Here is a 22266-nt window from a genome sequence, read left to right as displayed (position 1 = left end):
AGAGGAGAATGCATATGGTTAGTCCAAAGTATCATATATTTGTCTGTACAAGTTGCAGAATAAATGGTCAGCAAAAAGGCTTTTGTTATTCAAAAGGAGCAGTTGATTTGGTGCAAAGATTTATGGAAGAAATCGACGACAGAGATTTATCAGGTGAAGTCATGATTACCAATACGGGATGCTTTGGTATCTGCGATAAAGGACCTATTGTCGTAGTTTATCCAGAAGGTGTTTGGTATGGCAATGTGACAGAGGATGATGTTGAGACCATAGTGGAGCAGCATATAGAAGGTGGCTTAGTAGTTGAGTCACTGGTTATTTAGAAGAAAATAAAGGCGTAAGTAAGGGGAGGTCTGTCTGGTGATTCAAATCATAGATAATACATTAACCACATTTGATTATTGCCTGCCAACCAAGGAGGAGCTGCAAGTTTTTTGCGAGCTTCTTTTTGACATTGGTGTCGATATCATAGAATTATCCGTTGATGCATATGAAAGAATGGAGCAAATAATAAATGGGAAAAAATTTGCACTCCATGTTGAATTTCTGGAGATGGCTGATTTATTCCCCGGATTTTATCGCTATATTTGCCATAGTGAGGAACCTAAGGATAATGTGATAAACGAAATTCAAATAAACGATGCAAGAGAAATTGTTCGATTGAAATCTTTACAAAAATGCAGTGAGGTTCGAATTGTAGGGCTAGATGATTTAATTTGTAAATCTTACGATAAGACAATGGCTGAAATAAAACAAAGTGTACCCAAAAGCAAAATTAACTTTTGTCCTGAAAATGCGTATGGATGTGCAAGTGCATTAGCAGTACAATGGGTGATGATGGGAGGATGCTATGTTACAACAAGTTTTGCGGGTTGCAAGAATAATGCAGCAACAGAAGAGGTCATCATGGCACTTCGCCTTGCACTAAGACATAAGCCAAATAGGGACTTATCCATGCTTCCTAGATTAGTACAGTTGTTTGAGAAAATAACAAATACAACGATTGGTAATAAAAAGCCAGTCATTGGAAAAAATATTTTTAAAGTGGAATCTGGTATTCACGCGGATGGTATTCAGAAGAATCCAGCCAACTACGAGGCATATGATCCCAAAAGTGTCGGAGGAATAGCAGAAATAGTCATCGGAAAGCATTCTGGTATGAAAGCCATTCAATATAAGTTACAGGAACTTAAAATACCTTTGCCAAATGAGGCAGTTATGGAAAAAATGGTAGCCTTTGTCAAAGAAACGTGCACAGAAAAGAAAAGCAGTTTGAAGGACGAAGAATTCAGACAGCTTGTTCATGAGGTGATTGCAAATGAAAGAAATGAAACATATCGTTGACACCACGTTAAGAGATGGGGAACAAAGTCCAGGTATTGTTCTTCGCACAGAAGATAAAGTTAAAATTGCTAAATTTTTAGATGAATTGGGAGTATATGAAATTGAAGCAGGAGTACCCTGCCTTGGTGCTATTGAAGAAGAGAGTATCTGCAAGATAAAAGAAAATACTAAACAGGCTAAAATATCGGTATGGAGCCGTATGAGACCAGAGGATATAAAGAAATCACTTGTTTGTCAGCCTGACATTATTCATATTGGAACACCCGTATCTTATATTCAGATATATAGCAAATTAAAGAAAAATAAAGTGTGGGTACAAAAGCAGATACTGGAATGTGTGGCGATAGCAAAAAGTAACAATGTTGATATTACAGTAGGGCTAGAAGATGCGTCCAGATCGGATATAGGTTTTGTACTAAGTTTGATAAAAGAATTATCAAGGGAAGGGGTCAATACCATTCGCCTAGCAGACACGGTAGGAATATTGACGCCAAATCGTACCAAAGAAATTGTTGAGACAATAAAAGAAAACAGTGATGTAAAAATAGAAATGCATGTTCATAATGATCTAGGAATGGCAGTGGCAAACTCAATTATAGGAGCAAAGGCGGGAGCAGATTTTATTGATATTACTCTATTTGGCATCGGTGAACGAACTGGAAATTGTAATTTTTATGACTTTATAAAGGCTAGTGATTCTATTTTTGAATTTGCAATGACGAAAAAACAAATACGAGAGGTTGAAAAGCAAGTATACGAAGAACTAAGGGGGGCGATGTAAGATGCCAAAAATAGGTGTTATCTTAAACGAAAAGCAAGAAATTGCATCACTATTAGACGCAACGAAGCTAATTATATATGAGAAAAAAGAGGATGGCTGGAAGGAAACAAAGGAAGTTGTGGATTCTTTTAGGCAAAGAGATTCTATTTCTTTGATGCGAGAATTTATTGAAAAGTTCGTTCATGAAATGGGAGATTGCAAGATAATAGTAGCCTCTATCCTTACTGGTATTCCTTTTTTGATGTTAGATAAAAAAGGATTTATGTTATGTGAAGCCAAGGAAATTTCAGACCAGCTATTTGAAGAAATAGGTTACGATTATGCACAAATGGAGCAAGAAAAAGAGAAAACGACAAAGTCAATAAAAAAAGATTATCCAAGAACTCCCGTAGAAACAAAGGAGGCTGGTATCTTTGAGCTTGATCTTAGAAAGTTGCAAGAAAATCATCCAGAGATATCCTCAAAGATGGCAATTCTTCCTTTCCTAAAGGAGAACACCTTCTACCAACTTAATCTTTTTTGTGACCATGTAATGCCTTGGCTAGAACATCATCCTATTATGGCTAGATATCAATACAGAGCAAACAAATTAGAAGGAAGTGGATATCTTATATGCATAGCCAAACGAACGTGTATAACATAAAGTCAAGCAGCTACTTTGAATGATTATTATAGCATAACAAAAGCTATAACTGAATTCAAAGTGCTGCCAAACTAACTTTGTTATTTTATTGAAATATAAATATGAACTTCTGCATCTTCAATGCTATTATTTTGGTACTCTTCAAAATCACATAGATAGCTTCTATCTAGATTCATCTCCCAAAGCTCACTCCAAAAGTTTGCCACAGCTTGATGCATATTCCCACGTACTACGAATTTGGCGTAGTTACTTGCGGGTATAATTTTTACGCTTGTATCTTCTATCTGCGTAGTTGGTTCTTGTTCTACTTCACATCCTACAAAAATCTCATATTCTCCATTAAAATCAGTTTCATAATCGGAATAGATACCAAGACCTTTGTCATTTACTTTACTTGGTATTTGTGAATAGATACCGTCTTGATAAAAGTGATTCCATAGTCCTCCAATGATTTCAGACATATTTGGAGCGGAATTCTTTGTACGAGCACGAACACCCACGACTTTCTTTTCAGGCATAGTTACAACTTCATAGTTCATTTTACTACCTCTCTTTCTAAGCAATGAAATGAATTGCTTAAAGAGAGAATAGCAAATATAACCTGACACGTTTTGTCATATTATAAATATTTATTTAAAACCTGATTTAATTCTTTTTTGTATGCCTCTCGAAGCGATTTGGGCTCAAGAATTTCAAGTGACGCGCCGTATCCTAGAAGGTATTGAATGAGCCAAGGATTAAGGGGTATTTGCGCATTCACAATAAAATGATCCATGTTATCCGTAATTGTAGCTTCTCCAAATTCATCGTAGACACGAAACGCCATTTCTTTTTGTATTTTTAGAGTCAAATGAATCATTTCCTTTGTATCCTCTTTATAATACAATGAAGGCATTATATTGGTATTTTTTTCGAATTTTTCTTGTGTTAGATGAAGATTTTTTAAGCGGTTTAATTTAAAGTAACGATAATCACATTTATTCATACAATAAGCATATAGATACCACTGCGTGCCTTTATAAATTAATTTATACGGTTGTACATTTCGCGTTGATTCTTTTCCTTTGTTATTATAATAAGAAAAGGACAGTAAAAGAGACTCTTGTATGGCTCTTTTAATAGCCTCAAAATCAGACCGCGTACTGTTAGTCTGAGACCAACCTGTAAAATCAATCTCAATCCAATCATCAACCTCTTTTTGAAAAATACCAGACAACTTATCAATTGATGGTTTTAAATTCAGGTGCCCCGTAACCGAAGCACCTTGTAAAGCCATTAATATTTCATTTTGCTCTGCATCTGAAAGAAGTGCTTTATCGATGGAATAGTGTCCCATAATAGAGATTCCACCGCCTTTGCCTTGTGTGCAATAAATGGGTATTCCATTGGCGGATAAAGTCTCAATATCTCTGTAAATAGTACGTATGCTCACGCCTAAATCCTTAGAAAGAGAGGAGGCAGTGACTGTTTTTTTATGAAGTAATGTATACGTAATAGCAAATAAACGATCATTTTTCAATGGCCTTTCCCCCTTCCGATTGATTCCAAAACTTTATCTTTTGTTCCTCTGTTAGAGACATTGCAAAATCTTGTTTGATTCTCAAAAAATATTCAAAATCTTTTAATAGCATATATAATACCGCTCTTGATTCGAATTCTTGTCTGGAAACGGGAAGCTCACTGCTTTGAAACATCTCAAACAAAGAATTGCATTCCATAAGTAAGCTATTGGCATTGTTAGTTTCATTTAGGCTTAGAGCGATGTGATTGATAAAGTTAGCAATGTCATTTGCTTGAGATGGAATGTGCTCAAGAGACAGAATTTTGTCATAAATATTTTTAAGTACCTGATATTGTTGTTTTCGCATCTGCATATAGCTTAAGAAGTATTGGTTTTCTTGAGAAAAAGTATTATTCATGTTTGTATAGGCATGCTTGATTCCAGTTTGAATATGTGCATCCAAAGAGGTAAAACATTCTGGGGTAACTTCCATTTTTGAGGCATTTTTTATTTGGTCTGAGATATGTGAAAGAATACTACGTATGTCGGCTTCTAGCGTAGCTTGTGTATCCCGAATTTGCTTAATCTTGCTAGGCATATATAAATTCAGTAACGTTCCTATGCCAGCACCAATGATGAGTAAGAACAATTCATTGCCAATCAAAGAAAAAGACATGTTCTTTTCAATCAAAAAGTGTGTCGTTAAAACAGCGTTCATAGCAATGGCATCTTGTAATTTAAAGTGATAACAAATCCATACAAAGAAAAGAAGAAAAACACCAAATGAAACAGGAGTAAATCCTAACATCTGAAAGATACCAAAAGACAGAACTGTTGCAATACAAAAGGCAAGGAGACGCTTGAAAGAAATCGTAATGGTTTCTTTTGTTGTATCTTGAATGGTAAGTAAAGTAATAATACCAGCAGAAGGACTATAGGCAAGAGAAAAGAAATTAGCAAGAATAATTGCCAAAGCGGTTCCAAAGGCGATTTTAATTATTTTCATGTTGTCACTTCCTTTCTACTTTTACCTATATTCTAGATGATAATACATCACATTTCAATACTTATAAGTATACCAAAGTGAATCACTTGTTTTCGGACAAAAATAATCCTAGAAGAATAAAGCAAATACCTCCAATGCTAGCTTGTGTAATAGGTTCCTTCAAAATAAGCACTGAAGTAAACGTGGTAATAATTGGAACAAGGTAAATATAAACACTTGTATGTACAACACCAAGATTTTTAACGGCATAGTTCCAAGTTAAGAAGCAAATAGCGGAAGCGCCAAAGCCCAAAAACAATAGATTTAAGAGATTAATTGGAATGAGAATTTCAAACAGAGAGACATCAAATTTCATACCAATAACCCAAGGAAACATAAAGAGTATTCCATAAAAAAAGCACCTTCTGGTGGCTGGTATGATAGGATAACCAAAAGTGGAAATTTTTTTTGACAAGGTGGAATAAGCTGCCCAGATAAATGCAGCCAATAAGGCCAAAAGATTTCCAATTGGGGAAAAATCAAAAACAGCATCCTTATTTAAACTAATCATACAAATTCCTATCATTGCGATAAGAAACCCAGCATAAAAACGTATTCCAGGCTTTTTTTCCTTTAAGAAAACATAGCTAAAAATAGCGGAAACAAAGGGGGAAACCGAAACAATGATTCCTACATTCGATGCTAACGTATAAGTCAAAGCGATGTTTTCAAAAAGAAAATATAATGTGATTCCACATAATCCTGCAAATGCAAAATACCATTCTTGTTTTGCATTGACGAGTGAAAGTTTATGCGGATAGATAAGCCATAGTGCAAAATATCCAGCAATAAATCTTAAGAAAAGAATTTCAATGGGGGTAAAATCATTTAGTAGTACTTTGGTTGATACAAATGTGGTGCCCCATATGATGATAGTAAAAATAGCCGCAAGATGCCCTCTTGTCTTTGAGTGATTCATTGTGTTACTCCTTTCGATGAAACGTGATTTGCTTCTAAAAATATTCTCTGATATTGCTTTGGTGTAAGCCCAATAAACTCCTTAAAAAAGTTTATAAAGTGACTCTGATCTGAAAATCCTGCCAAATCAACACAGTTATTCATCTACATTGCCAAACTTTATCATACTTTATCAATTATTTCAAAAGTTTTCTTGAAGGATATGCTCAAAATTCATGAAAATGCCTGATAAGAATAATGTTATTTGGGATATACGGTTACCTAATATGATAAGAAAAATAGATTAAAACATAATAGATAGAATATAAATTGTCAAAAAAATAGCAATTTTGTCCAAAAAGATATTAAAAAGATTATGTAAAAACACAACAGATAAAATATTGATTATAAAAACATTATGTGTTAGTATATGTATATGATAAAAAATTAACAATAAAGGAGAATGGACATGAAGGGTTTTGCGATGTTAGGTATTGGAAGCACAGGATGGATTGAAAAAGAAGCTCCAAAATGTGGAGTATTTGATGCGATTTGCAGACCATTAGCGTTATCGCCTTGTACTTCGGATGTACATACGGTATGGGCAGGAGCGATTGGTGAGCGTCATGACATGATACTTGGACATGAAGCAGTTGCAGAAATTGTAGAGGTGGGAAGTCTTGTAAAGGATTTTAAACCAGGCGATAAAGTAATTGTACCTGCTATTACACCAGATTGGGGTTCATTAGAAGCACAGGGTGGATACTCCATGCATTCAGGGGGAATGCTTTCGGGTTGGAAATTCTCTAATTTTAAAGATGGAGTGTTTGGTGAATTATTTCATGTAAATGAAGCAGATGCAAATCTTGCACATTTACCAAATGGAATTGATTTAGCAGCAGCAGCTATGTTGTCTGATATGGTTCCAACAGGACTTCATGGAGTTGAACTTGCTGATGTTCAGTTTGGAGATAGTGTAGTTGTTATTGGAATTGGACCAGTTGGGCTTATGTCTGTAGCAGGTGCTGTATTACGTGGAGCATCTCACATTTATGCAGTAGGTTCCAGACCGAATTGTATCGAGATAGCAAAAGAGTATGGAGCAACAAACATCATCAATTATCGCGAGGGTGATATTGTTGATCAGATTATGGAAGAAACAAAGAATAAAGGGGTAGACAAAATTATTATTGCAGGTGGCGATGTCGATACGTTCGACCAAGCGATTCGTATGCTTAAGCCAGGTGGAAGAATTGGCAATGTAAATTATCTTGGAGAAGGAGATTATGTTAAGATTCCACGCACTGACTGGGGATGTGGAATGGGGCATAAAACGATTGCAGGTGGTCTTATGCCGGGCGGAAGACTACGTATGGAAAAATTAGTTTCCTTAATCACAACAAATCGTTTGGATACCAGCAAATTAATAACCCATAAGTTTAATGGATTTGAAAAAGTGGAAGATGCGCTTATGCTTATGAAGGATAAACCAAAAGATTTAATTAAGCCAGTAGTTATTATATAAAATATTATGACAGCAAATTAAGTTCATGTAAATCTTTGAACGATTTGCTGTCATTTTTATGATAACGATTTTGTAAGCGAAACGTTCTATGCCTTACATCATAAATCACCTTTATGATGCAGTTCTTCCATAACAGAACGTGCTGATTCTGCACCCATTCCAAAACGCTCACAACCAAGCTCCATCATTTGCGTGATAGTATCTAACGAACGGATACCTCCTGCGGCTTTAATGAGGGCTTTGTCTGCGACAGTATCCTTCATAATTTTAATCATATGTATGGTAGTAGGGGCCTGTGACCACCCTGTTGCGCTTTTTACATAAGTAGCACCAGCATAAACGGCTATTTCACATGCTTTTGCGATTTCATAATCCGTAAGATAGGGGGCTTCAATAATTACTTTAACAGGGATTGTATCACTGACTTGAACCACCTGTTTAATATCCTCATAGACATAATTGTAATATCCAGACTTTAACATTCCATAAGCCATAACCATATCTAGTTCTAGACATCCCAACTTAATTAGCTCTTTGGCTTGTTCTACTTTGGAAAAAGTACTGTCACATCCAGTAGGAAAGCCAACAACACCACCAGGTTTAATGAAGGACTCATTTTTTAAACTTTCTATAATATAAGGGGTGTAACAAGGCATAGCAAAAACACTGACAAATTGATACTTTTTTGCATAGGCTAACATGGTATCAATTTCAGTTTTGGTATGGGTACTTTTTACACAGCTAATATCAATATGTCGATGCAACGTTTGTATGAAATCAGGTTTCATTTTTTTGCTTCACCTCGATATCTTCCCTGCATGGTTGATGTAAGTTCATATTGCTTACCAATGATTACAACATCATCTAAACAAACAGGTGTGCCTTGATAGGAACAGGTTCGTTGAATACATAGTAATGCATCACCCGTTTCTATTTCTAACATTTGCGCCTCTTCAAAGCTTGCATTTTTTGCATAGATTCGGTCGGAAGCCTCATCTATTTTTATTTGATAGGTATCCTCTAGAAACTGATATAGGGCTGAAAACTTATTGCAATGTTTTGTAATATTTGGAACCAGATGTGCAGGAACATAATTTTTCATAATTACAATTGGTTTTTCGTCCGCTAGTTGGATTCTTTGAAATCGTGCCACTATTTCCCCAGCAGATATTCGTAAATAACTAGCAATTTCTAAATCAGCTTCTATTAGGTCAATATGCATTCGTTTGGTTCTTACGCTATATCCCTTTTGGCGAAGAGTTTCGGTAACGGAAACGACGTGATTTAGATTTTGAGATGCCTTAAAATCAAGTACCATGGTACCTCGACCTTGCTTTACATCCACTAATTTATCTTCATTTAATAATTTAACAGCCTTTCGAATCGTAATACGACTAACCCCAAATATTTTTTCCAAATCACCTTCAATGGGAAGCATTTCACCTATTTTGTATTTCCCTTTCAAAATATCTTGCTTCAATTGATTGTACACTTGTAGATAAGATGGCAATTTCCTTGACATGTCATAATCCTCCCAATCAGAAATAGAAAACGTTTCTGATATCACTTAAATATTATATCTAATTCTAGACTTCCTTTTTATTGCTAACTTATAGTATAGCCTAGCTATAAAAAAAATGCTAGAAATAAAAAGTGATGAAATTGAAAGGCTGCCGACAAAGTCGACAGCCTCATATTTATAAGGGTAAGAAGGATAAATTATAAGAAGGAAAAACAATTACATTGCATTGTGGAAGGTACGTGCAATTACATCATCTTGTTGTTCTTTGGTTAACTTGTTGAAATTAACAGCATAGCCAGACACTCGAATTGTAAGCTGAGGATATTTATCTGGGTTCTTCTGTGCATCTAAAAGAGTTTCTTTTGTAAAAACATTTACGTTCAAATGATGGCCACCTTTTTCAGCATATCCATCTAATAATGTTACTAAGTTATCTACTTGTGCTTGATTTGTCATTTGAAAACCTCCTTGTGTGAGCCTATGTGAAAAAATAAAACAAGATATTGTTACATAAGCCAAAGTGCTAAAATTCTTATTAACAGATAATAGTAATTGTTACTGTTACTGTATCTATAATATAACATAGAATTATTAATATGTCCATAGGATTAAAAAAGAATACCTGTTTTTTTTTCGAAACAAAATTAATAACATAAATTGGTAATCTGTTCATATACTGTTTTAAGAGGTGAGTAAATGATTAAAAGAGACGAGCTAATTAAAATATTTTCAAGCAATATTAGGACAATATTATTGCAAAGTAACATAGATTTCGAACTGTTACAAGAAGTGCGCTTAAGAGTAAATGGTCCATTGATTCTTATCTATAAAGGGAAAGAATATTTTCTTTCACCAAGCGGAGTACTAAGTCAATTGAAGTCAGATGCCTACTATGTAGAAAAAAGTGAAATTAAAGAAACAATGGACTATATAAGTAGCTATTCCTTGTATGCGTTTGAAGATGAAATCAAGCAGGGATTTATCACCATACAAGGTGGACACCGAATTGGTATAGCAGGAAAGACGGTTCTTGATGGAGACAAGATTACAGGATTAAAGTATATATCTTATATTAATGTTAGAATATCGCATGAAATAAAAGGGTGTGCCAACGCGGTAATGCCTTTTATTGAAGAAGAAAATCAAGTACATCATTGTCTTATCATATCACCTCCAAGATGTGGAAAAACTACATTACTTCGCGATATTATCAGACAAATATCAAATGGGGTGAATGGAAGGATAGGAAAGACGGTTGGAGTGGTAGATGAAAGAAGTGAAATCGCTGGATGCTATATGGGAGTAGCGGTAAATGACTTAGGAATTAGAACTGATGTCCTTGATTGCTGCCCAAAGGCAAAAGGTATGTTAATGTTAATTCGCTCCATGTCTCCTAGTGTGATTGCGATAGATGAAATTGGAGATTATGATGATGTAAAGGCAATTGAGGCAGTGATTCATTGTGGTTGCAAATTACTTGCAACGGTGCATGGAAGTTCCATTGAGGATATAAAAACCAAGCCCCTGCTTCAAAAAATGATAACAGAAAAGGTATTTGAGCGTTATATCGTACTGGATAATAATAAAAAAGTTGGAAATATTAGAGAAATCTTTGATGAACGAGGAACCATTCTTTATAGGGAGGAGGCATAATTTTGCTTAAATTATTCGGTTCCATATTAATTGTAATGGCAACAACAGGAATAGGATATACGACAGGAAGAGATTTAAAAATACGACTGGATAACCTAAGATATATTAAAAAACTTATGCTTATGCTTAGAGGTGAAATTAAATATTTAAAGGCGCCCTTGGGCGAAGCTTTTTTTAATGTAGCAAAGAGAGCAAAAGAACCCTTTGACTTATTTTTTAATAAAATAGCCCTAGAGATTGAGATGCTTGAATGCGAAAGTTTTTATGCAATCTGGTGCAAGCATATAGACCACGAGCTCTCCAAGGTAAAGTTAAGTAACAAGGACTGTCAAACCCTAAAAAGAGTTGGAGAACACCTTGGCTACATGGATAAAGAAATGCAGTTAGGCATGATAGATTTGTATGTGGAACAGTTGGAAGAGGAAATAAAGCTAACCAAAGAAAGTATAGATGAAAAAATCAGAGTGTACCACTGTCTTGGCGTTACAATCGGATTATTTGCAGTACTTATTATCTTATAATTACACGCCTTGATATTTGGAAAGAAAGCTATCAGTTGTGTGTGCGATAATCGTACGAGTGGAGGAAAACATGAGTGTAAATATCATATTTAAAATTGCAGCAGTAGGAATATTAGTATCTGTTTTGGGACAGGTGTTAAAGCATAGTGGCAGGGAAGAGCATGCATTTTTAACAAGTCTAGCAGGGCTAATTGTCGTTTTGTTTTGGATTATACCATATATTTATGATTTATTTGAAACTATAAAAAAACTATTTGCTTTGTAGGTGATTGGAATGGACATGTTAAAAATAGCCTTTATTGGAGTAATTGGTGTTATATTAGCAATTCAATTTAAAGGTACAAAATCTGAATACGGAATTTATATTGGACTGGCTACCAGTCTCATTATTTTATTTTGCATCGCGGATAAGCTATCAATTGTCATAGATGCAATTAACAAAATACAAGGCTATATTCAGCTAAATACCGTATATTTAACAACACTTGCAAAGATTATTGGCATCACCTATATAGCAGAATTTGCTTCTGGTATATGTAAAGATGCAGGTTATAGTGCAATTGCAGGACAAATTGAGGTATTTGCTAAAATATCAGTAATGGCACTTAGTATGCCAGTTTTAATTGCATTGTTAGAAACAATTGATAGCTTTCTAAGCTAAATAAGAGATTTAAAGGTAGGTGATAAGGTTTGATACGAAAAAGTATTACTAGACTTAAATTAGTAGGATGCGTGTTATTTTTTTTCACCTCATGTTTGTCTATGAGTGGAAGTGTATGTGCAAAGGAGTCAGATTTATCCATAACTGAAAGTACAGAATTTACCAGTGTAAACAAAAGTCTTAATCAGTTGTTAGAAGGAGAGTCCTTAGATTTTAAGGAAATGATAGCAAATGTGATAAAAGGAAAAGAGCCCCTTGATGTAGATAAATTGGTACAAGCACTCATTGATCAGGCATTTGGACAAGTCAATTATGTAAAACGAACGATCGTACATATTATGATTATAACAATAGCAGCAGCACTTCTTAGTAATTTTAGTAATGTATTTAATAACAGTCAGATATCGGACATTAGTTTCTATGTTGTGTATATGTTAATGCTTACAGTATTAATGAAATCGTTTGTTGCGGTCACTACGATTGCTACGGATGCAGTCAATACTCTAATAGAATTTATGAAAAGTCTTGTACCAGCCTACTTTTTAGCACTTACTTTTGCAGGAAAAACAACAACTGCAATGATATTTTATCAAATTATCTTAATGATTATTACAGGGATTCAACTTCTTTTTTCCAACTTAATTTTGCCCTTGATTAATATATATGTAGTGTTAATGTTAGTAAACAACATTTCAAAGGAAGATTTCTTATCTAGACTTGCACAGCTTTTAAAGGGAGTGATTGAATGGTTGCTAAAAGCATTGCTTACTGTGGTAATTGGATTTAATATCATTCAAAGTCTCTTAGCTCCTGCAATTGATGCGTTTCGTACTACAATGTTAAATAAAACGGTAAGTGCGATACCAGGAGTTGGAAATGCTGTAAATGCCGTAACGGATATGGTAATTGGATCTGCTGTTATCATTAAAAACGGTGTTGGAGTCGTAGCTTTAGTTGTTCTTACTGTATTAAGTCTTACGCCATTGATACAACTTTGGATATTTTCTATTATGTATAAGCTATCCGCAGCCATTATGCAACCTGTTTCGGATGCCAGAATGATTAGTTGCATTGGTAGTGTTGGTGATGGAGCAAGATTATTAATTAAAGTAGTAACGACATCACTAATTTTATTTATGATAACAATAGCAATTGTAACGGCCACAACAACTACGTCAGTTTAGGAGAAAGGTATGATTACAGGTATTTATCAATGGATTAAAAATATTGCATTTTATATGATTTTAATCACTGCAGTTATGAATTTGATTCCCAATAATAATTATAAAAAGTATATTAACTTGTTTACAGGTATTGTAATGATAATTTTAGTTATATCTCCAATTAGTAAGCTTTTAGGAGCAAGTACGAGACTCGATTCGAACTTTATCAAAAATATATATAACCAAGAGATCGTTAACTTAAAGGTGGATGCATATCAGATTTCCGATACTAGCTCATCGAAATTATTAGAAGAATATAAAAATGAAATCAGTAATCAGATAGAAGAAATCGTAAATAAGGAGGGATATTTTGTGGTGAAATCTAAAATAGTCATGAACGAAGATAGAGAAAGTGACAATTACGGTAACTTAGAAGGGATACAAGTAGTACTGTCAACACAAGAAAAAAAGAATCAAAAAATATTAGTAGATAAAATTCAAATAGGGCAAAAGCAGTTTGAAAATCCAGAAGAAATTAGTGTAAAAAATGTGATAGATGACTTCTATAATGTAGGTTTAGATAATATAAATGTTAGTATACAGAGGTAGAGTATGGAGTGGAAGAATAAATTACAAGATATAAAATTAAGCTTTAAAAATATGAAGAAAGATAATTTTATTATAGTACTTTTGGTAGGGGTTCTTCTAATTGTGATTACATTACCTACCTCAGATCGAAGTAGTAAAGAGGGAAACGACAACAAAAAGGTCCCAAGTGTAAGCGAAACCACATCCAATCAAAATGATACACAAACCTTAAGTTATGTAGAGGAACAAGAAAAACGCTTAGAAACCATATTAAGCAAAGTGCAAGGAGTAGGAGAAGTTAATGTGATGATTACATTAAAATCTTCAAAAGAGCTTATCGTAGAAAAAGATACGCCTGCCACTTCATCTATTATGCAGGAAGAGGATGCAGAAGGGGGAAAAAGAAGTACAACGGATAAAAGTACGACGGAAGCAACAGTCTATCAGCAAGATAATAGTGGGGGGAGCACTCCGTATGTTGTAAAAGAGATTGAGCCAGAAATAGAAGGAATTATTGTCATTGCAAAGGGAGGAGATGACCCTGTAGTAGCAAAAAATATTTCAGATGCTATTTTAGCATTATTTCGTGTAGAAGTGCATAAAATTAAGGTAATGAAGATGAATTAAGCGAGGAGGATTAAGCAATTGAAGAATGTATTTAAAAGAAATCAAATTGTAATAACAGCGTTAGCAATTATGATTGCAGCAGCCTTTTATTTAAACTATGCAGATAAAATAGATACAAGTGAAACAACAAAAGAAACAAGTGCAAAGGTGGAAGAGGGAGAAGTTGATGTAGGCGATATCTCAGATGAAGATATTTATCAAGCGGCAAATGCAAAGACTGGTTCCGATCAGGTTTTAGATGCATTAGCGCCAAACGCAAAAGATGATATCGAAAGTTATGATTTAGATTTATCCTCAGATCCAGCAACAGACACAGCAAAAGACACAGCAACCGATACATCTGCTGATGGAACACAACCTACAGATGCTGCAACGACAACGACTGAAGGTGAGACACCAGGTGAGGCAGTATTAACGAGTGCAACTACAAATGTTGGTTTTATTGCAGAAGCAAAACTTTCAAGAGAACAGGTTCGAGCAAAGAACAAAGAAGCATTATTAGAAATTATTAATAACACTTCAATTGCAGATGAACAAAAGCAAACTGCCATTGATGCAATGATTAAGATGACAGATATTGCAGAAAGAGAAGCGGCAGCAGAAACCTTATTAGAATCCAAAGGATTTGAAGATGTGGTAGTTAGTATCACAGATGATAGTGCTGACGTAGTAGTTAATATGGCAGAAGTAACAGATGCAAAAAGAGCTCAGATTGAAGATATCATGAAAAGAAAGACGGGAGTATCCGCTGAAAATATTGTTATTACGCCAATTAGTGTAGAACAGTAATACATAAAAAAGAAACAGGAACCTTCATTTGATGAGAGAATCATGAGATGAAGGTTTTTATACTTTTTATCAATATTTTTCGTAATAATTTCACATAAAAAGTGTATTTATTTGAAAAATATGGTATAATTTGTCTATTGGTAATATTTATATAGATATAAAATAAAGAGATTCAATATGAGTATCATATGTGTGAAAAAACAGATTGTATTGCTAATGGGGGGACATATGAAAAAACATCTTTTATTCTTTGTACTTTTAGTTGTGTGGTTTTTGATACCTTTTCAGAAAGTACAAGCTTCCAACTCAGACTACAAACATATTCTTATCTTGAATTCTTATCATAGTGGATTCCAATGGACAGATAATCAGACAGAAGGGATTTTGAGTGCTCTTTCCATGGATAATCCCCATTACAATATTTCAATAGAACATATGGACTGGAAGAGGTATCCTACAGACAAGAATTTAGACAACATTTATAAAAGTTTACAGGATAAATATGCATTGCAAAAAATTGATGTTGTTGTTACTACGGATGACGCTGCATTTTACTTTGCTTTAGAAAATCGCAGCACAATTTTTTCTGATGCACCTGTGGTTTTTTGCGGTGTAAATTCAACAGGATTATTACAGGCGAAAGATGAGAGTAATTATACAGGTGTATTAGAAGAGATTTATCCTGAAGATACCATAAGAGCCGCATTAAAAATAAACCCATCTATTAATACGATATATCTTATTTATGATAACACAGAAAGTGGAATGTCTACGGGTGAATTATGTATAAAAGCCGCAAACAAAGTGAATTCCACATTAAATGTCATATCTCTGAATCAAGAAAGTAGCACTGATATCATAAATCAACTCCCTGATATCAATCAAAACAGTATCATACTCATAACCACATATTTTACGGATTTGGATGGAAGCCCCATTAATCATCAAGCGTTTTGTAAAAAAATAAGCAGTGAATCATACGTACCTGTATACCATTTGTACGATTTTGGAATGAATCAAGGTGTGTTTGGTGGCTATCTTACGACTGGTAGACAGCAAGGGATGGAAGCAGGCGAACTGGCGAATCGAATTATTAAAGGTGAGAAGGCAGATGAAATACCAATACTTAGCTTAAAAAGTAGTCATTTTACATATGATTATCTTGTAGCACAAAAGTTTCAGATAAAAAAAAGCCAATTACCTTTACAAAACATTACTATGAATAAGCCATTTTCCTTTTTAGAAACTTATAGAAATCTGGTTATAACAGTTTTATTTATTATTATATTATTAGCTTCTTTTTCTGGTGTTCTCTTATTCTATATAAGAAAAATAAATAAAATGAAATATAAGCTTGCCCAAAATAACGAAGAATTATCACAACTTTATGAAGAGTTATCTGCTACAGAAGAAGAACTAAGAGCACAGGTAACAGATATATCAGATGCACACGAGCAATTAGAAGAATATAGTACGAAACTGCATCACTTAGCATACCATGATACGTTAACAGGACTTTACAATCGTCTCTACTTGTATGAGGAGATTGGAGAAAAACTAGAAGATAATTCCTATGAAGGCGCGATGTATTTTATCGATTTGGATAACTTTAAGTTTGTAAATGATGCTTTGGGACATAGTATTGGGGATGAGCTATTAATAGCAATCAGTAATCGGCTCCTGACATTAACGTCAAAAAACATAGCATTGATACGCCTTGGCGGAGATGAGTTTGTATTTTTTGCAAGCAAAATTAAGAGTAAAGAGGTAGCAAAGGATTTTGCAGTTAAAATTATAAATATATTCTCATCGAACTTTGATATCAATGAAAATAGACTTTCTGTCACCGTTAGTATCGGAATAGCCATGTTTCCAGAGAATGGGGCTAGCATTGACAAACTACTTCGAAATGCTGATATGGCAATGTATAAAGTAAAAAACAATGGAAAAAATGGTTATTACTTTTTCAACAACCAGTTAAAAGAAGAATTGATGGAGCGAATCAATATTGAAAAGAATTTTAAAAATGCATTAGAATATAAAGAATTCCAAATTCATTACCAACCTCAAATTAAAATAGGAACGGATAATATAGATGGTTTTGAAGCGCTAATTCGATGGCAAAATAAAGAGCTAGGGATGCTTTCTCCAATTAAATTCATATCGGTTGCAGAAGAGACGGGATTTATCACGGTGTTGGGAGAATGGATATTAAAAACAGCTTGTAATACGGTGGCAAAACTGAATCAAAAATTAAATCAATCATTTAATATTTCAGTTAATATCTCAGTCATTCAGCTCGTTCAAGATGATTTTGTAAAAGTCGTAAAAAAGGTCTTAAAAGAGACCTGTCTTTCACCAGAATTGTTAGAGCTTGAGATTACAGAATCTGTAATTATGGAGTCACAGGAATTAGTAACAGAGAAAATAAAGATATTGCGAAAGTTAGGTATTAAAATTGCCATTGATGATTTTGGGACAGGTTATTCATCACTTTCGTATCTGAGAAACATACCGATTACTACATTAAAAATTGATAAGCTTTTCGTAGATGATATCGGGAATCCATTATCTAACACAGACGTTACAGATACCATAATTGATCTAGGACATAAAATGAATTTAACTATTGTCGCAGAAGGAGTGGAGACAAAAGAACAGCTTACCTATTTAAAACAAAATGGTTGTGATAAAATTCAAGGGTATTTCTACTCCAAACCATTACCGATTCAAAAACTAGAAGAATTTATTAACAATTATCAACAATTAGATTTTGGCTAAAAATATAAGCACAGAGAATGAACTCTGTGCTTATACTATAAAATGCTTTAGTGTTTTTGTTTGTTTACAAAGGAAAGCGTTTGTCAAGCATGTCAGTTACCTTGTAGCCATTATTTTGTAAATGACTACTTATTTCAGAGGAAGAAGTCTGTTCATCAAATTGTATATCAACATAATCCTGTCCAGCACTTACACTAACCTTCCCGACTCCAACGATGCCTTCTATTTGTTTTTTTACTTTATCCTGTGTTTCGATATCTTCAAGTCCATCAACATTCAAACGGATATATTGCATTAGCCTGCCCTCACTTTTATTCCATATTATAAAGATAGTATTTGTAATTACAAAAATATTATACAAACTGTTTGGGCATTGGATTGTTTATGGAATGGGAGGATTTGTTGGTGCTTCATTCTCCCATTCATGCTCATTTTCTCGACCTCTTTGTCCAGGTGGGACATTCGTATCTAATACGGAATTGACACCTGCATCTGGAGTTGTATTGTTCGTACCTCCACCATTATTTGTATCTGTGTTAGGAGGAGTTGATCCATTGTTGTTATTTTCATTCGTTGTACCACTTCCATCTGGCGTGTAGGTCGGTAAATTATTATAATAATAATTTGGATCGATACTGGAAGCTGGTGAATTGTGAATTGGACACAGGTTCTGAGTATAATCTGGTGGTAACTCATATTGCGAATCATCAGTAACGCCTTCAGAACCCTCTGGTCTAATAATAAATACCTGGTCTGAATCATAGTTTACTTCAGGACAATATGGGCTTGCAGGTAAATGTGTAACTGCGCAGGTAGCAAGTTTGATATGGGTATCACATACTTCCGTAGGAGCAGTGCCTTTGGCAAAATACTCTTTCACTACCATGCCGCCTCTTGGATCCGCATCACAAAGGCCAGCAACAGCAAGTTTACCCGATTTTTTACAAATAACGGCTGTTTCTATGTTATCTGGAACGCTAAATTCTTTTCGCTCAAGACCAGTATGAACACGAGTCATTATTTTCTTCCACAAAAGCTTGTGAAAGGAGGTACTACTTGCCATTTTATCATTTGTATCATAACCACCCCATACGGATGCAGTATAATATGGTGTATATCCAGAAAACCAAACATCACGGTAATCAGAAGTGGTACCTGTTTTTCCTGCAACTGGCATAGTACCTAAATTGACTGATTTACCCGTACCATATTTAACCACGTCTTCCATAGCATTAGTAAGTAAAAACGCGGTGCTGTTTTTTATTACCGTGGTAGTTTTAGGTGTATTATCAATCAACACATTTCCATCATGGTCAAGTATCTTAGTATATAGGATTGGTTCTGTATAAGTACCACCATTTGCAATGGTAGCAAATGCTGCGGTTAGTTCTAAGTTAGTAACACCATCCGTAATACCACCAAGAGCAAGAGATTGTGTAACATCGGTAAGCACCGTACCATTTGCTTGTTTTCTTGTGTTTACTAACGTAGTAAAACCAAATTTTAATAAATAATCATATCCCAATTGTGGAGTTACATCAGTTAATGTCTTAACTGCCACAATGTTCATAGAATTAACAATCGCATCTCGTATTGTTGAAAGGCCTCGATAGCCAGTGGAATACCAGTTACTCACAGGGCGTCCGCTCGCATAATTATAAGGTGCGTCGTCATAAACAGTAGCTAATGTCATTCCAGCCGTATCAAGAGCAGGCGCAAAGGCAGAAACTACCTTAAAGGTGGAACCTGGCTGACGCCTACTATCAGTTGCACGGTTTAAAGTAAGACTTGCCTGTTTTGTTCCACGTCCACCAACAATTGCTTTTACATAACCAGTTGCTTGATCCATAATAACGCACGATGCTTGTGGTTGTGGAGTTAGAGTAATTGCTTCTTCGATTTTATCTCCATCCGTAAGGATTGCTTCCTTGTATCGTTCCACCTGCTCTTTTGCGGCTTCTTCGCTTTTAAACACCAAACTGTAACTGATACCGTCAATTTCTTTAAAATAATTCTTTAAGCTTTCTTCGCTATAGTTTGAAACCGTTCCATCCTTTGCAGTAACGGTCAATCGATAGGTAAGTGCAACTTCCGTTCCATCAGGATAGTTAGAAGGATCAGCAAATTCTTCATCCACAATTGTCTGAATTTCTTTATCTTGAGTGGTATAGATACTTAATCCACCGCTATATAAAGCATTGTAAGCTTGCGTTTGTGTGTAACCTTTCTGTTCTTGCAAATCCTGCATTACTTTATTTGTAAGTGCGTCAACAAAGTATGTATAAACAGAAGAGGATACAATCTCGGTGTTAACTGTTTTAATTCTAGAATATACATCATCATCAATTGCTTCATTGTATTCATCTTGGGTAATGTATTCTTGCTCTAACATATTATTAAGAACTTTTTTACGTCGCTCAGCGTTATTTTCTGGATAGCTGATTGGGTTAAAGCGATAAGGATTTTGCGTAATTCCAGCTATAACCGCACATTCTGAGAGAGTTAAGTCGGATACATCCTTATTAAAATAACGAAGGGATGCAGCTTGTACACCCAATGTATTTTGACCAAGATTAATTGCATTTAAATAATTCTCTAAAATAGCTTCCTTTGGCATTGACTTCTCAAGCTTAATTGCAAGATATTGTTCTTGTATTTTACGCTTGAATTTATCGGTAAGAGATTTTTCTTCCGTCCAACCTTCAAAAACATTATTCTTAAGTAGCTGTTGTGTAATCGTACTTGCACCCTCCGAGAAACGGCCACTTGTAATACCAACAACACCAGCTCTTATAATACCTTTCATATCAATACCGTTATGTTCCCAAAAACGTTCATCCTCAATTGCTACAAAGGCATTTTGTAAATTCTTTGGAATTTCATCAATTGATTTTGCAATTCTGTTAGATCCGCTGGCAACTAGCTTTGTTATCTCACTGCCACTCTGATCGTACACAGTAGTTGAGTATTTCTTAGGAGTTACATCGTAAGTAGATATTTCAGGTGCACTATCAATTACGCCTCTAACGATTCCAATGACTGCGCAACTGCCAATTACAGCAACAGCCAAAAAACAAGCAATAAAAGCCTTAAAAATAGTCACAGACAGTTTTCTTCCAAATCGATTTGATTTGGAAATTAAGGATTTTTGCTTATCAGAAGCTCCCTTTTTTCCGTAATTCATTTATATGCCTCCTTTATCCTCCCTATTATAACAAATAACCTAAGCTAAATAAAGCTAAATTTGTTGCCTCAAAATGCTGAAAGGTCTATTTTGTGCGCATTGTTCTAACTTTGACGGGTCAATTGATTACCAAAAATTACATTCACAACTTTTGTGGGTATATGTAATACTATTTTTTACAAGTTACACTTATATTATAAGGATGGTCAAGAATAGGAAATTTATGCAAAGAATGGAAGAAATTCAATATGTGCAAAAGAATAGTTGACTAAATATTTAGAGAATGTTAATATGGATATTAAGATATCTTTTACTTATATTCTAGAATATTGTTTAACTGTTAATTTGCTATTATAATATGGAGGTTGAATAGTTATGAAAATAATAAAAAGATGTTTATGTTTATTTATTATAGGGATTATAGCTTTTAATAGTCCAGTTAAAACTTATGCAAATGAAGAAGATTTAAATAAAGTGAAGAATGAAAAAGTAAATAGTGATAGTATGGAGCAGAAATTTGTGTGAAATGTGGAAGAACATTACAAACATTTGGAACACATCCATGTATTCAAATTCATCGTTCTTGTTCTTTGAAAGACAGGGAATATGGATATGTACAGTGCCCTATGGATATAAAATGCTACGAATAATAAAAATTTGAAAAGGGGTATTATAAGTGGATATTGATAGAATGAATTCCAGACCCTATAATAATATTTATGGACGAATTGGAAATTTTGATGTTATAATGCTTTCAGGAATTCTCATTATTGTTGTTGGTTTGATTATATTGCTAAAAGCTCATTTTTCATTAAAAACATATTCAAAAAAACGTTATGTATTACCAATATGCATGATATTATGTGGAGTCTTAATTAGTATACTAAGTTTTGTATAAAACAAATTATGTTTTTTATTAGGTGCAGACAACTAATTTACAAAATAGTAAGTTAGTTGTCTGCTTTTTTGGATTGATATATTTTAATTCAAAATTCTATATTTGACAGAAAGAAAAGTAATGATACAATATACGTAGTAAAA

General features: G+C 34.3%; 25 protein-coding genes and 1 pseudogene. 16 read left to right on the top strand and 10 right to left on the bottom strand.

Annotated elements, in window-relative coordinates:
- The first annotated feature begins 14 nt into the window (after positions 1-14).
- Genes F7O84_RS11535 through F7O84_RS11520 form a run of 4 tightly spaced genes read left to right on the top strand, consistent with a single transcriptional unit; the run spans position 15 to position 2768 of the window.
- Complete coding sequence (locus tag F7O84_RS11535; RefSeq protein WP_151145169.1) at positions 15-323, top strand: 2Fe-2S ferredoxin; 309 nt, start codon at positions 15-17, stop codon at positions 321-323.
- A 37-nt stretch (positions 324-360) separates the two neighbouring features.
- Positions 361-1344 (top strand): homocitrate synthase/isopropylmalate synthase family protein, encoded by a 984-nt coding sequence (locus tag F7O84_RS11530; RefSeq protein WP_151145166.1) that lies wholly within the window; start codon positions 361-363, stop codon positions 1342-1344.
- On the top strand, positions 1319-2125 hold the full coding sequence (locus tag F7O84_RS11525) for a beta/alpha barrel domain-containing protein (protein ID WP_151145163.1): 807 nt from the start codon (positions 1319-1321) through the stop codon (positions 2123-2125). The genes F7O84_RS11530 and F7O84_RS11525 overlap by 26 nt, the downstream gene beginning before the upstream one ends.
- Before the next feature lies 1 nt (position 2126).
- Positions 2127-2768: a Fe-only nitrogenase accessory AnfO family protein gene (locus F7O84_RS11520; RefSeq protein ID WP_151145160.1), complete on the top strand. Its 642-nt coding sequence runs from the start codon at positions 2127-2129 to the stop codon at positions 2766-2768.
- Positions 2769-2848: 80 nt separating this feature from the next.
- Here the strand turns inward: F7O84_RS11520 and F7O84_RS11515 are convergent, their stop codons facing one another.
- From F7O84_RS11515 to F7O84_RS19620, 5 genes and pseudogenes are all read right to left on the bottom strand, one after another.
- A complete protein-coding gene (locus tag F7O84_RS11515) occupies positions 2849-3307 on the bottom strand; it encodes a GyrI-like domain-containing protein (RefSeq protein ID WP_151145157.1) in 459 nt (152 codons plus the stop codon).
- 80 nt (positions 3308-3387) lie between these two features.
- Positions 3388-4287 (bottom strand): helix-turn-helix transcriptional regulator, encoded by a 900-nt coding sequence (locus F7O84_RS11510; protein ID WP_151145154.1) that lies wholly within the window; start codon positions 4285-4287, stop codon positions 3388-3390.
- Positions 4277-5275 (bottom strand): aromatic acid exporter family protein, encoded by a 999-nt coding sequence (locus tag F7O84_RS11505; RefSeq protein WP_151145152.1) that lies wholly within the window; start codon positions 5273-5275, stop codon positions 4277-4279. The genes F7O84_RS11510 and F7O84_RS11505 overlap by 11 nt, the downstream gene beginning before the upstream one ends.
- Before the next feature lie 82 nt (positions 5276-5357).
- A complete protein-coding gene (locus tag F7O84_RS11500; RefSeq protein ID WP_151145149.1) occupies positions 5358-6233 on the bottom strand; it encodes a DMT family transporter in 876 nt (291 codons plus the stop codon).
- Positions 6230-6358, bottom strand: a pseudogene (locus tag F7O84_RS19620) (helix-turn-helix domain-containing protein); the annotation flags it as partial. The gene F7O84_RS11500 and the pseudogene F7O84_RS19620, both read right to left, overlap by 4 nt.
- 322 nt (positions 6359-6680) lie before the next feature.
- Between F7O84_RS19620 and F7O84_RS11490 the strand changes: the two are divergent.
- Positions 6681-7736 carry an NAD(P)-dependent alcohol dehydrogenase gene (locus tag F7O84_RS11490; protein WP_151145146.1) on the top strand — a complete coding sequence of 352 codons (1056 nt, stop codon included), beginning with the start codon at positions 6681-6683 and terminating at the stop codon, positions 7734-7736.
- 98 nt (positions 7737-7834) lie between these two features.
- On the opposite strand, the gene deoC is transcribed toward F7O84_RS11490, so the two are convergent.
- The 3 genes from deoC to grcA3 form a co-directional block, all read right to left on the bottom strand.
- Complete coding sequence (gene deoC, locus F7O84_RS11485) at positions 7835-8524, bottom strand: deoxyribose-phosphate aldolase (protein ID WP_151145143.1); 690 nt, start codon at positions 8522-8524, stop codon at positions 7835-7837.
- Complete coding sequence (locus F7O84_RS11480) at positions 8521-9258, bottom strand: GntR family transcriptional regulator (protein ID WP_151145141.1); 738 nt, start codon at positions 9256-9258, stop codon at positions 8521-8523. Before F7O84_RS11480 ends, deoC begins: the two co-directional genes overlap by 4 nt.
- Before the next feature lie 216 nt (positions 9259-9474).
- A complete protein-coding gene (gene grcA3 / locus F7O84_RS11475; RefSeq protein ID WP_478210076.1) occupies positions 9475-9762 on the bottom strand; it encodes an autonomous glycyl radical cofactor GrcA3 in 288 nt (95 codons plus the stop codon).
- Positions 9763-9954: 192 nt separating this feature from the next.
- On the opposite strand from grcA3, the gene spoIIIAA reads away from it, so the two are divergent.
- The 9 genes from spoIIIAA to F7O84_RS11430 all read left to right on the top strand — a co-directional run bounded on the left by spoIIIAA (position 9955) and on the right by F7O84_RS11430 (position 18041).
- Positions 9955-10911, top strand: coding sequence for a stage III sporulation protein AA (spoIIIAA, locus tag F7O84_RS11470; RefSeq protein ID WP_192451731.1), 957 nt, complete (start codon positions 9955-9957; stop codon positions 10909-10911).
- 2 nt (positions 10912-10913) lie between these two features.
- Entirely contained in the window at positions 10914-11432 is a 519-nt protein-coding gene (locus tag F7O84_RS11465) for a stage III sporulation protein AB (RefSeq protein WP_151145137.1), read from the top strand.
- 70 nt (positions 11433-11502) lie between these two features.
- Positions 11503-11697: a stage III sporulation protein AC gene (gene spoIIIAC / locus F7O84_RS11460; protein WP_094376457.1), complete on the top strand. Its 195-nt coding sequence runs from the start codon at positions 11503-11505 to the stop codon at positions 11695-11697.
- 9 nt (positions 11698-11706) lie between these two features.
- A complete protein-coding gene (locus F7O84_RS11455) occupies positions 11707-12093 on the top strand; it encodes a SpoIIIAC/SpoIIIAD family protein (RefSeq protein WP_151145134.1) in 387 nt (128 codons plus the stop codon).
- A gap of 101 nt (positions 12094-12194) precedes the next feature.
- The gene (locus F7O84_RS11450) at positions 12195-13277 is read left to right on the top strand and encodes a stage III sporulation protein AE (protein WP_151145132.1); all 1083 of its coding nucleotides are present in this window, start codon (positions 12195-12197) and stop codon (positions 13275-13277) included.
- Positions 13278-13286: 9 nt separating this feature from the next.
- Positions 13287-13865, top strand: a complete 579-nt coding sequence (locus tag F7O84_RS11445) for a stage III sporulation protein AF (RefSeq protein WP_151145130.1) — start codon at positions 13287-13289, stop codon at positions 13863-13865.
- Positions 13866-13868: 3 nt separating this feature from the next.
- On the top strand, positions 13869-14471 hold the full coding sequence (locus F7O84_RS11440) for a stage III sporulation protein AG (RefSeq protein ID WP_151145128.1): 603 nt from the start codon (positions 13869-13871) through the stop codon (positions 14469-14471).
- A gap of 18 nt (positions 14472-14489) precedes the next feature.
- The gene (locus F7O84_RS11435) at positions 14490-15260 is read left to right on the top strand and encodes a SpoIIIAH-like family protein (RefSeq protein ID WP_151145126.1); all 771 of its coding nucleotides are present in this window, start codon (positions 14490-14492) and stop codon (positions 15258-15260) included.
- A gap of 228 nt (positions 15261-15488) precedes the next feature.
- Complete coding sequence (locus F7O84_RS11430) at positions 15489-18041, top strand: ABC transporter substrate binding protein (protein ID WP_192451730.1); 2553 nt, start codon at positions 15489-15491, stop codon at positions 18039-18041.
- 64 nt (positions 18042-18105) lie between these two features.
- Here F7O84_RS11430 and F7O84_RS11425 read toward each other — a convergent pair whose 3' ends face one another.
- Together F7O84_RS11425 and F7O84_RS11420 are read right to left on the bottom strand one after the other, a co-directional pair.
- On the bottom strand, positions 18106-18336 hold the full coding sequence (locus F7O84_RS11425) for a heavy-metal-associated domain-containing protein (protein ID WP_151145121.1): 231 nt from the start codon (positions 18334-18336) through the stop codon (positions 18106-18108).
- 87 nt (positions 18337-18423) lie between these two features.
- A complete protein-coding gene (locus F7O84_RS11420) occupies positions 18424-21225 on the bottom strand; it encodes a transglycosylase domain-containing protein (protein WP_151145119.1) in 2802 nt (933 codons plus the stop codon).
- Between the two features lie 375 nt (positions 21226-21600).
- Between F7O84_RS11420 and F7O84_RS19015 the strand changes: the two genes are divergently transcribed.
- The gene (locus F7O84_RS19015; RefSeq protein ID WP_192451729.1) at positions 21601-21750 is read left to right on the top strand and encodes a hypothetical protein; all 150 of its coding nucleotides are present in this window, start codon (positions 21601-21603) and stop codon (positions 21748-21750) included.
- A 151-nt stretch (positions 21751-21901) separates the two neighbouring features.
- Positions 21902-22123 (top strand): hypothetical protein, encoded by a 222-nt coding sequence (locus F7O84_RS11415; protein ID WP_151145117.1) that lies wholly within the window; start codon positions 21902-21904, stop codon positions 22121-22123.
- Positions 22124-22266: the final 143 nt, after the last annotated feature.

It is taken from the genome of Candidatus Galacturonatibacter soehngenii, from assembly GCF_008830185.1.
GTDB lineage: Bacteria > Bacillota > Clostridia > Lachnospirales > Lachnospiraceae > Lachnotalea > Lachnotalea soehngenii.
This window is presented reverse-complemented; position numbering and strand designations above follow the sequence as displayed.

Excerpts from the sequence above, each read along its gene's own strand:
- F7O84_RS11535 (WP_151145169.1), top strand. The coding sequence starts at position 15 with ATGGTTAGTCCAAAGTATCATATATTTGTCTGTACAAGTTGCAGAATA.
- F7O84_RS11525 (WP_151145163.1), top strand. The coding sequence starts at position 1,319 with ATGAAAGAAATGAAACATATCGTTGACACCACGTTAAGAGATGGGGAA.
- F7O84_RS11520 (WP_151145160.1), top strand. The coding sequence starts at position 2,127 with ATGCCAAAAATAGGTGTTATCTTAAACGAAAAGCAAGAAATTGCATCA.
- F7O84_RS11515 (WP_151145157.1), bottom strand. The coding sequence starts at position 3,307 with ATGAACTATGAAGTTGTAACTATGCCTGAAAAGAAAGTCGTGGGTGTT.
- F7O84_RS11505 (WP_151145152.1), bottom strand. The coding sequence starts at position 5,275 with ATGAAAATAATTAAAATCGCCTTTGGAACCGCTTTGGCAATTATTCTT.
- F7O84_RS11500 (WP_151145149.1), bottom strand. The coding sequence starts at position 6,233 with ATGAATCACTCAAAGACAAGAGGGCATCTTGCGGCTATTTTTACTATC.
- F7O84_RS11490 (WP_151145146.1), top strand. The coding sequence starts at position 6,681 with ATGAAGGGTTTTGCGATGTTAGGTATTGGAAGCACAGGATGGATTGAA.
- deoC (WP_151145143.1), bottom strand. The coding sequence starts at position 8,524 with ATGAAACCTGATTTCATACAAACGTTGCATCGACATATTGATATTAGC.
- F7O84_RS11480 (WP_151145141.1), bottom strand. The coding sequence starts at position 9,258 with ATGTCAAGGAAATTGCCATCTTATCTACAAGTGTACAATCAATTGAAG.
- spoIIIAA (WP_192451731.1), top strand. The coding sequence starts at position 9,955 with ATGATTAAAAGAGACGAGCTAATTAAAATATTTTCAAGCAATATTAGG.
- spoIIIAC (WP_094376457.1), top strand. The coding sequence starts at position 11,503 with ATGAGTGTAAATATCATATTTAAAATTGCAGCAGTAGGAATATTAGTA.
- F7O84_RS11455 (WP_151145134.1), top strand. The coding sequence starts at position 11,707 with ATGGACATGTTAAAAATAGCCTTTATTGGAGTAATTGGTGTTATATTA.
- F7O84_RS11450 (WP_151145132.1), top strand. The coding sequence starts at position 12,195 with ATGAGTGGAAGTGTATGTGCAAAGGAGTCAGATTTATCCATAACTGAA.
- F7O84_RS11445 (WP_151145130.1), top strand. The coding sequence starts at position 13,287 with ATGATTACAGGTATTTATCAATGGATTAAAAATATTGCATTTTATATG.
- F7O84_RS11440 (WP_151145128.1), top strand. The coding sequence starts at position 13,869 with ATGGAGTGGAAGAATAAATTACAAGATATAAAATTAAGCTTTAAAAAT.
- F7O84_RS11430 (WP_192451730.1), top strand. The coding sequence starts at position 15,489 with ATGAAAAAACATCTTTTATTCTTTGTACTTTTAGTTGTGTGGTTTTTG.
- F7O84_RS11425 (WP_151145121.1), bottom strand. The coding sequence starts at position 18,336 with ATGCAATATATCCGTTTGAATGTTGATGGACTTGAAGATATCGAAACA.
- F7O84_RS11420 (WP_151145119.1), bottom strand. The coding sequence starts at position 21,225 with ATGAATTACGGAAAAAAGGGAGCTTCTGATAAGCAAAAATCCTTAATT.
- F7O84_RS19015 (WP_192451729.1), top strand. The coding sequence starts at position 21,601 with ATGAAAATAATAAAAAGATGTTTATGTTTATTTATTATAGGGATTATA.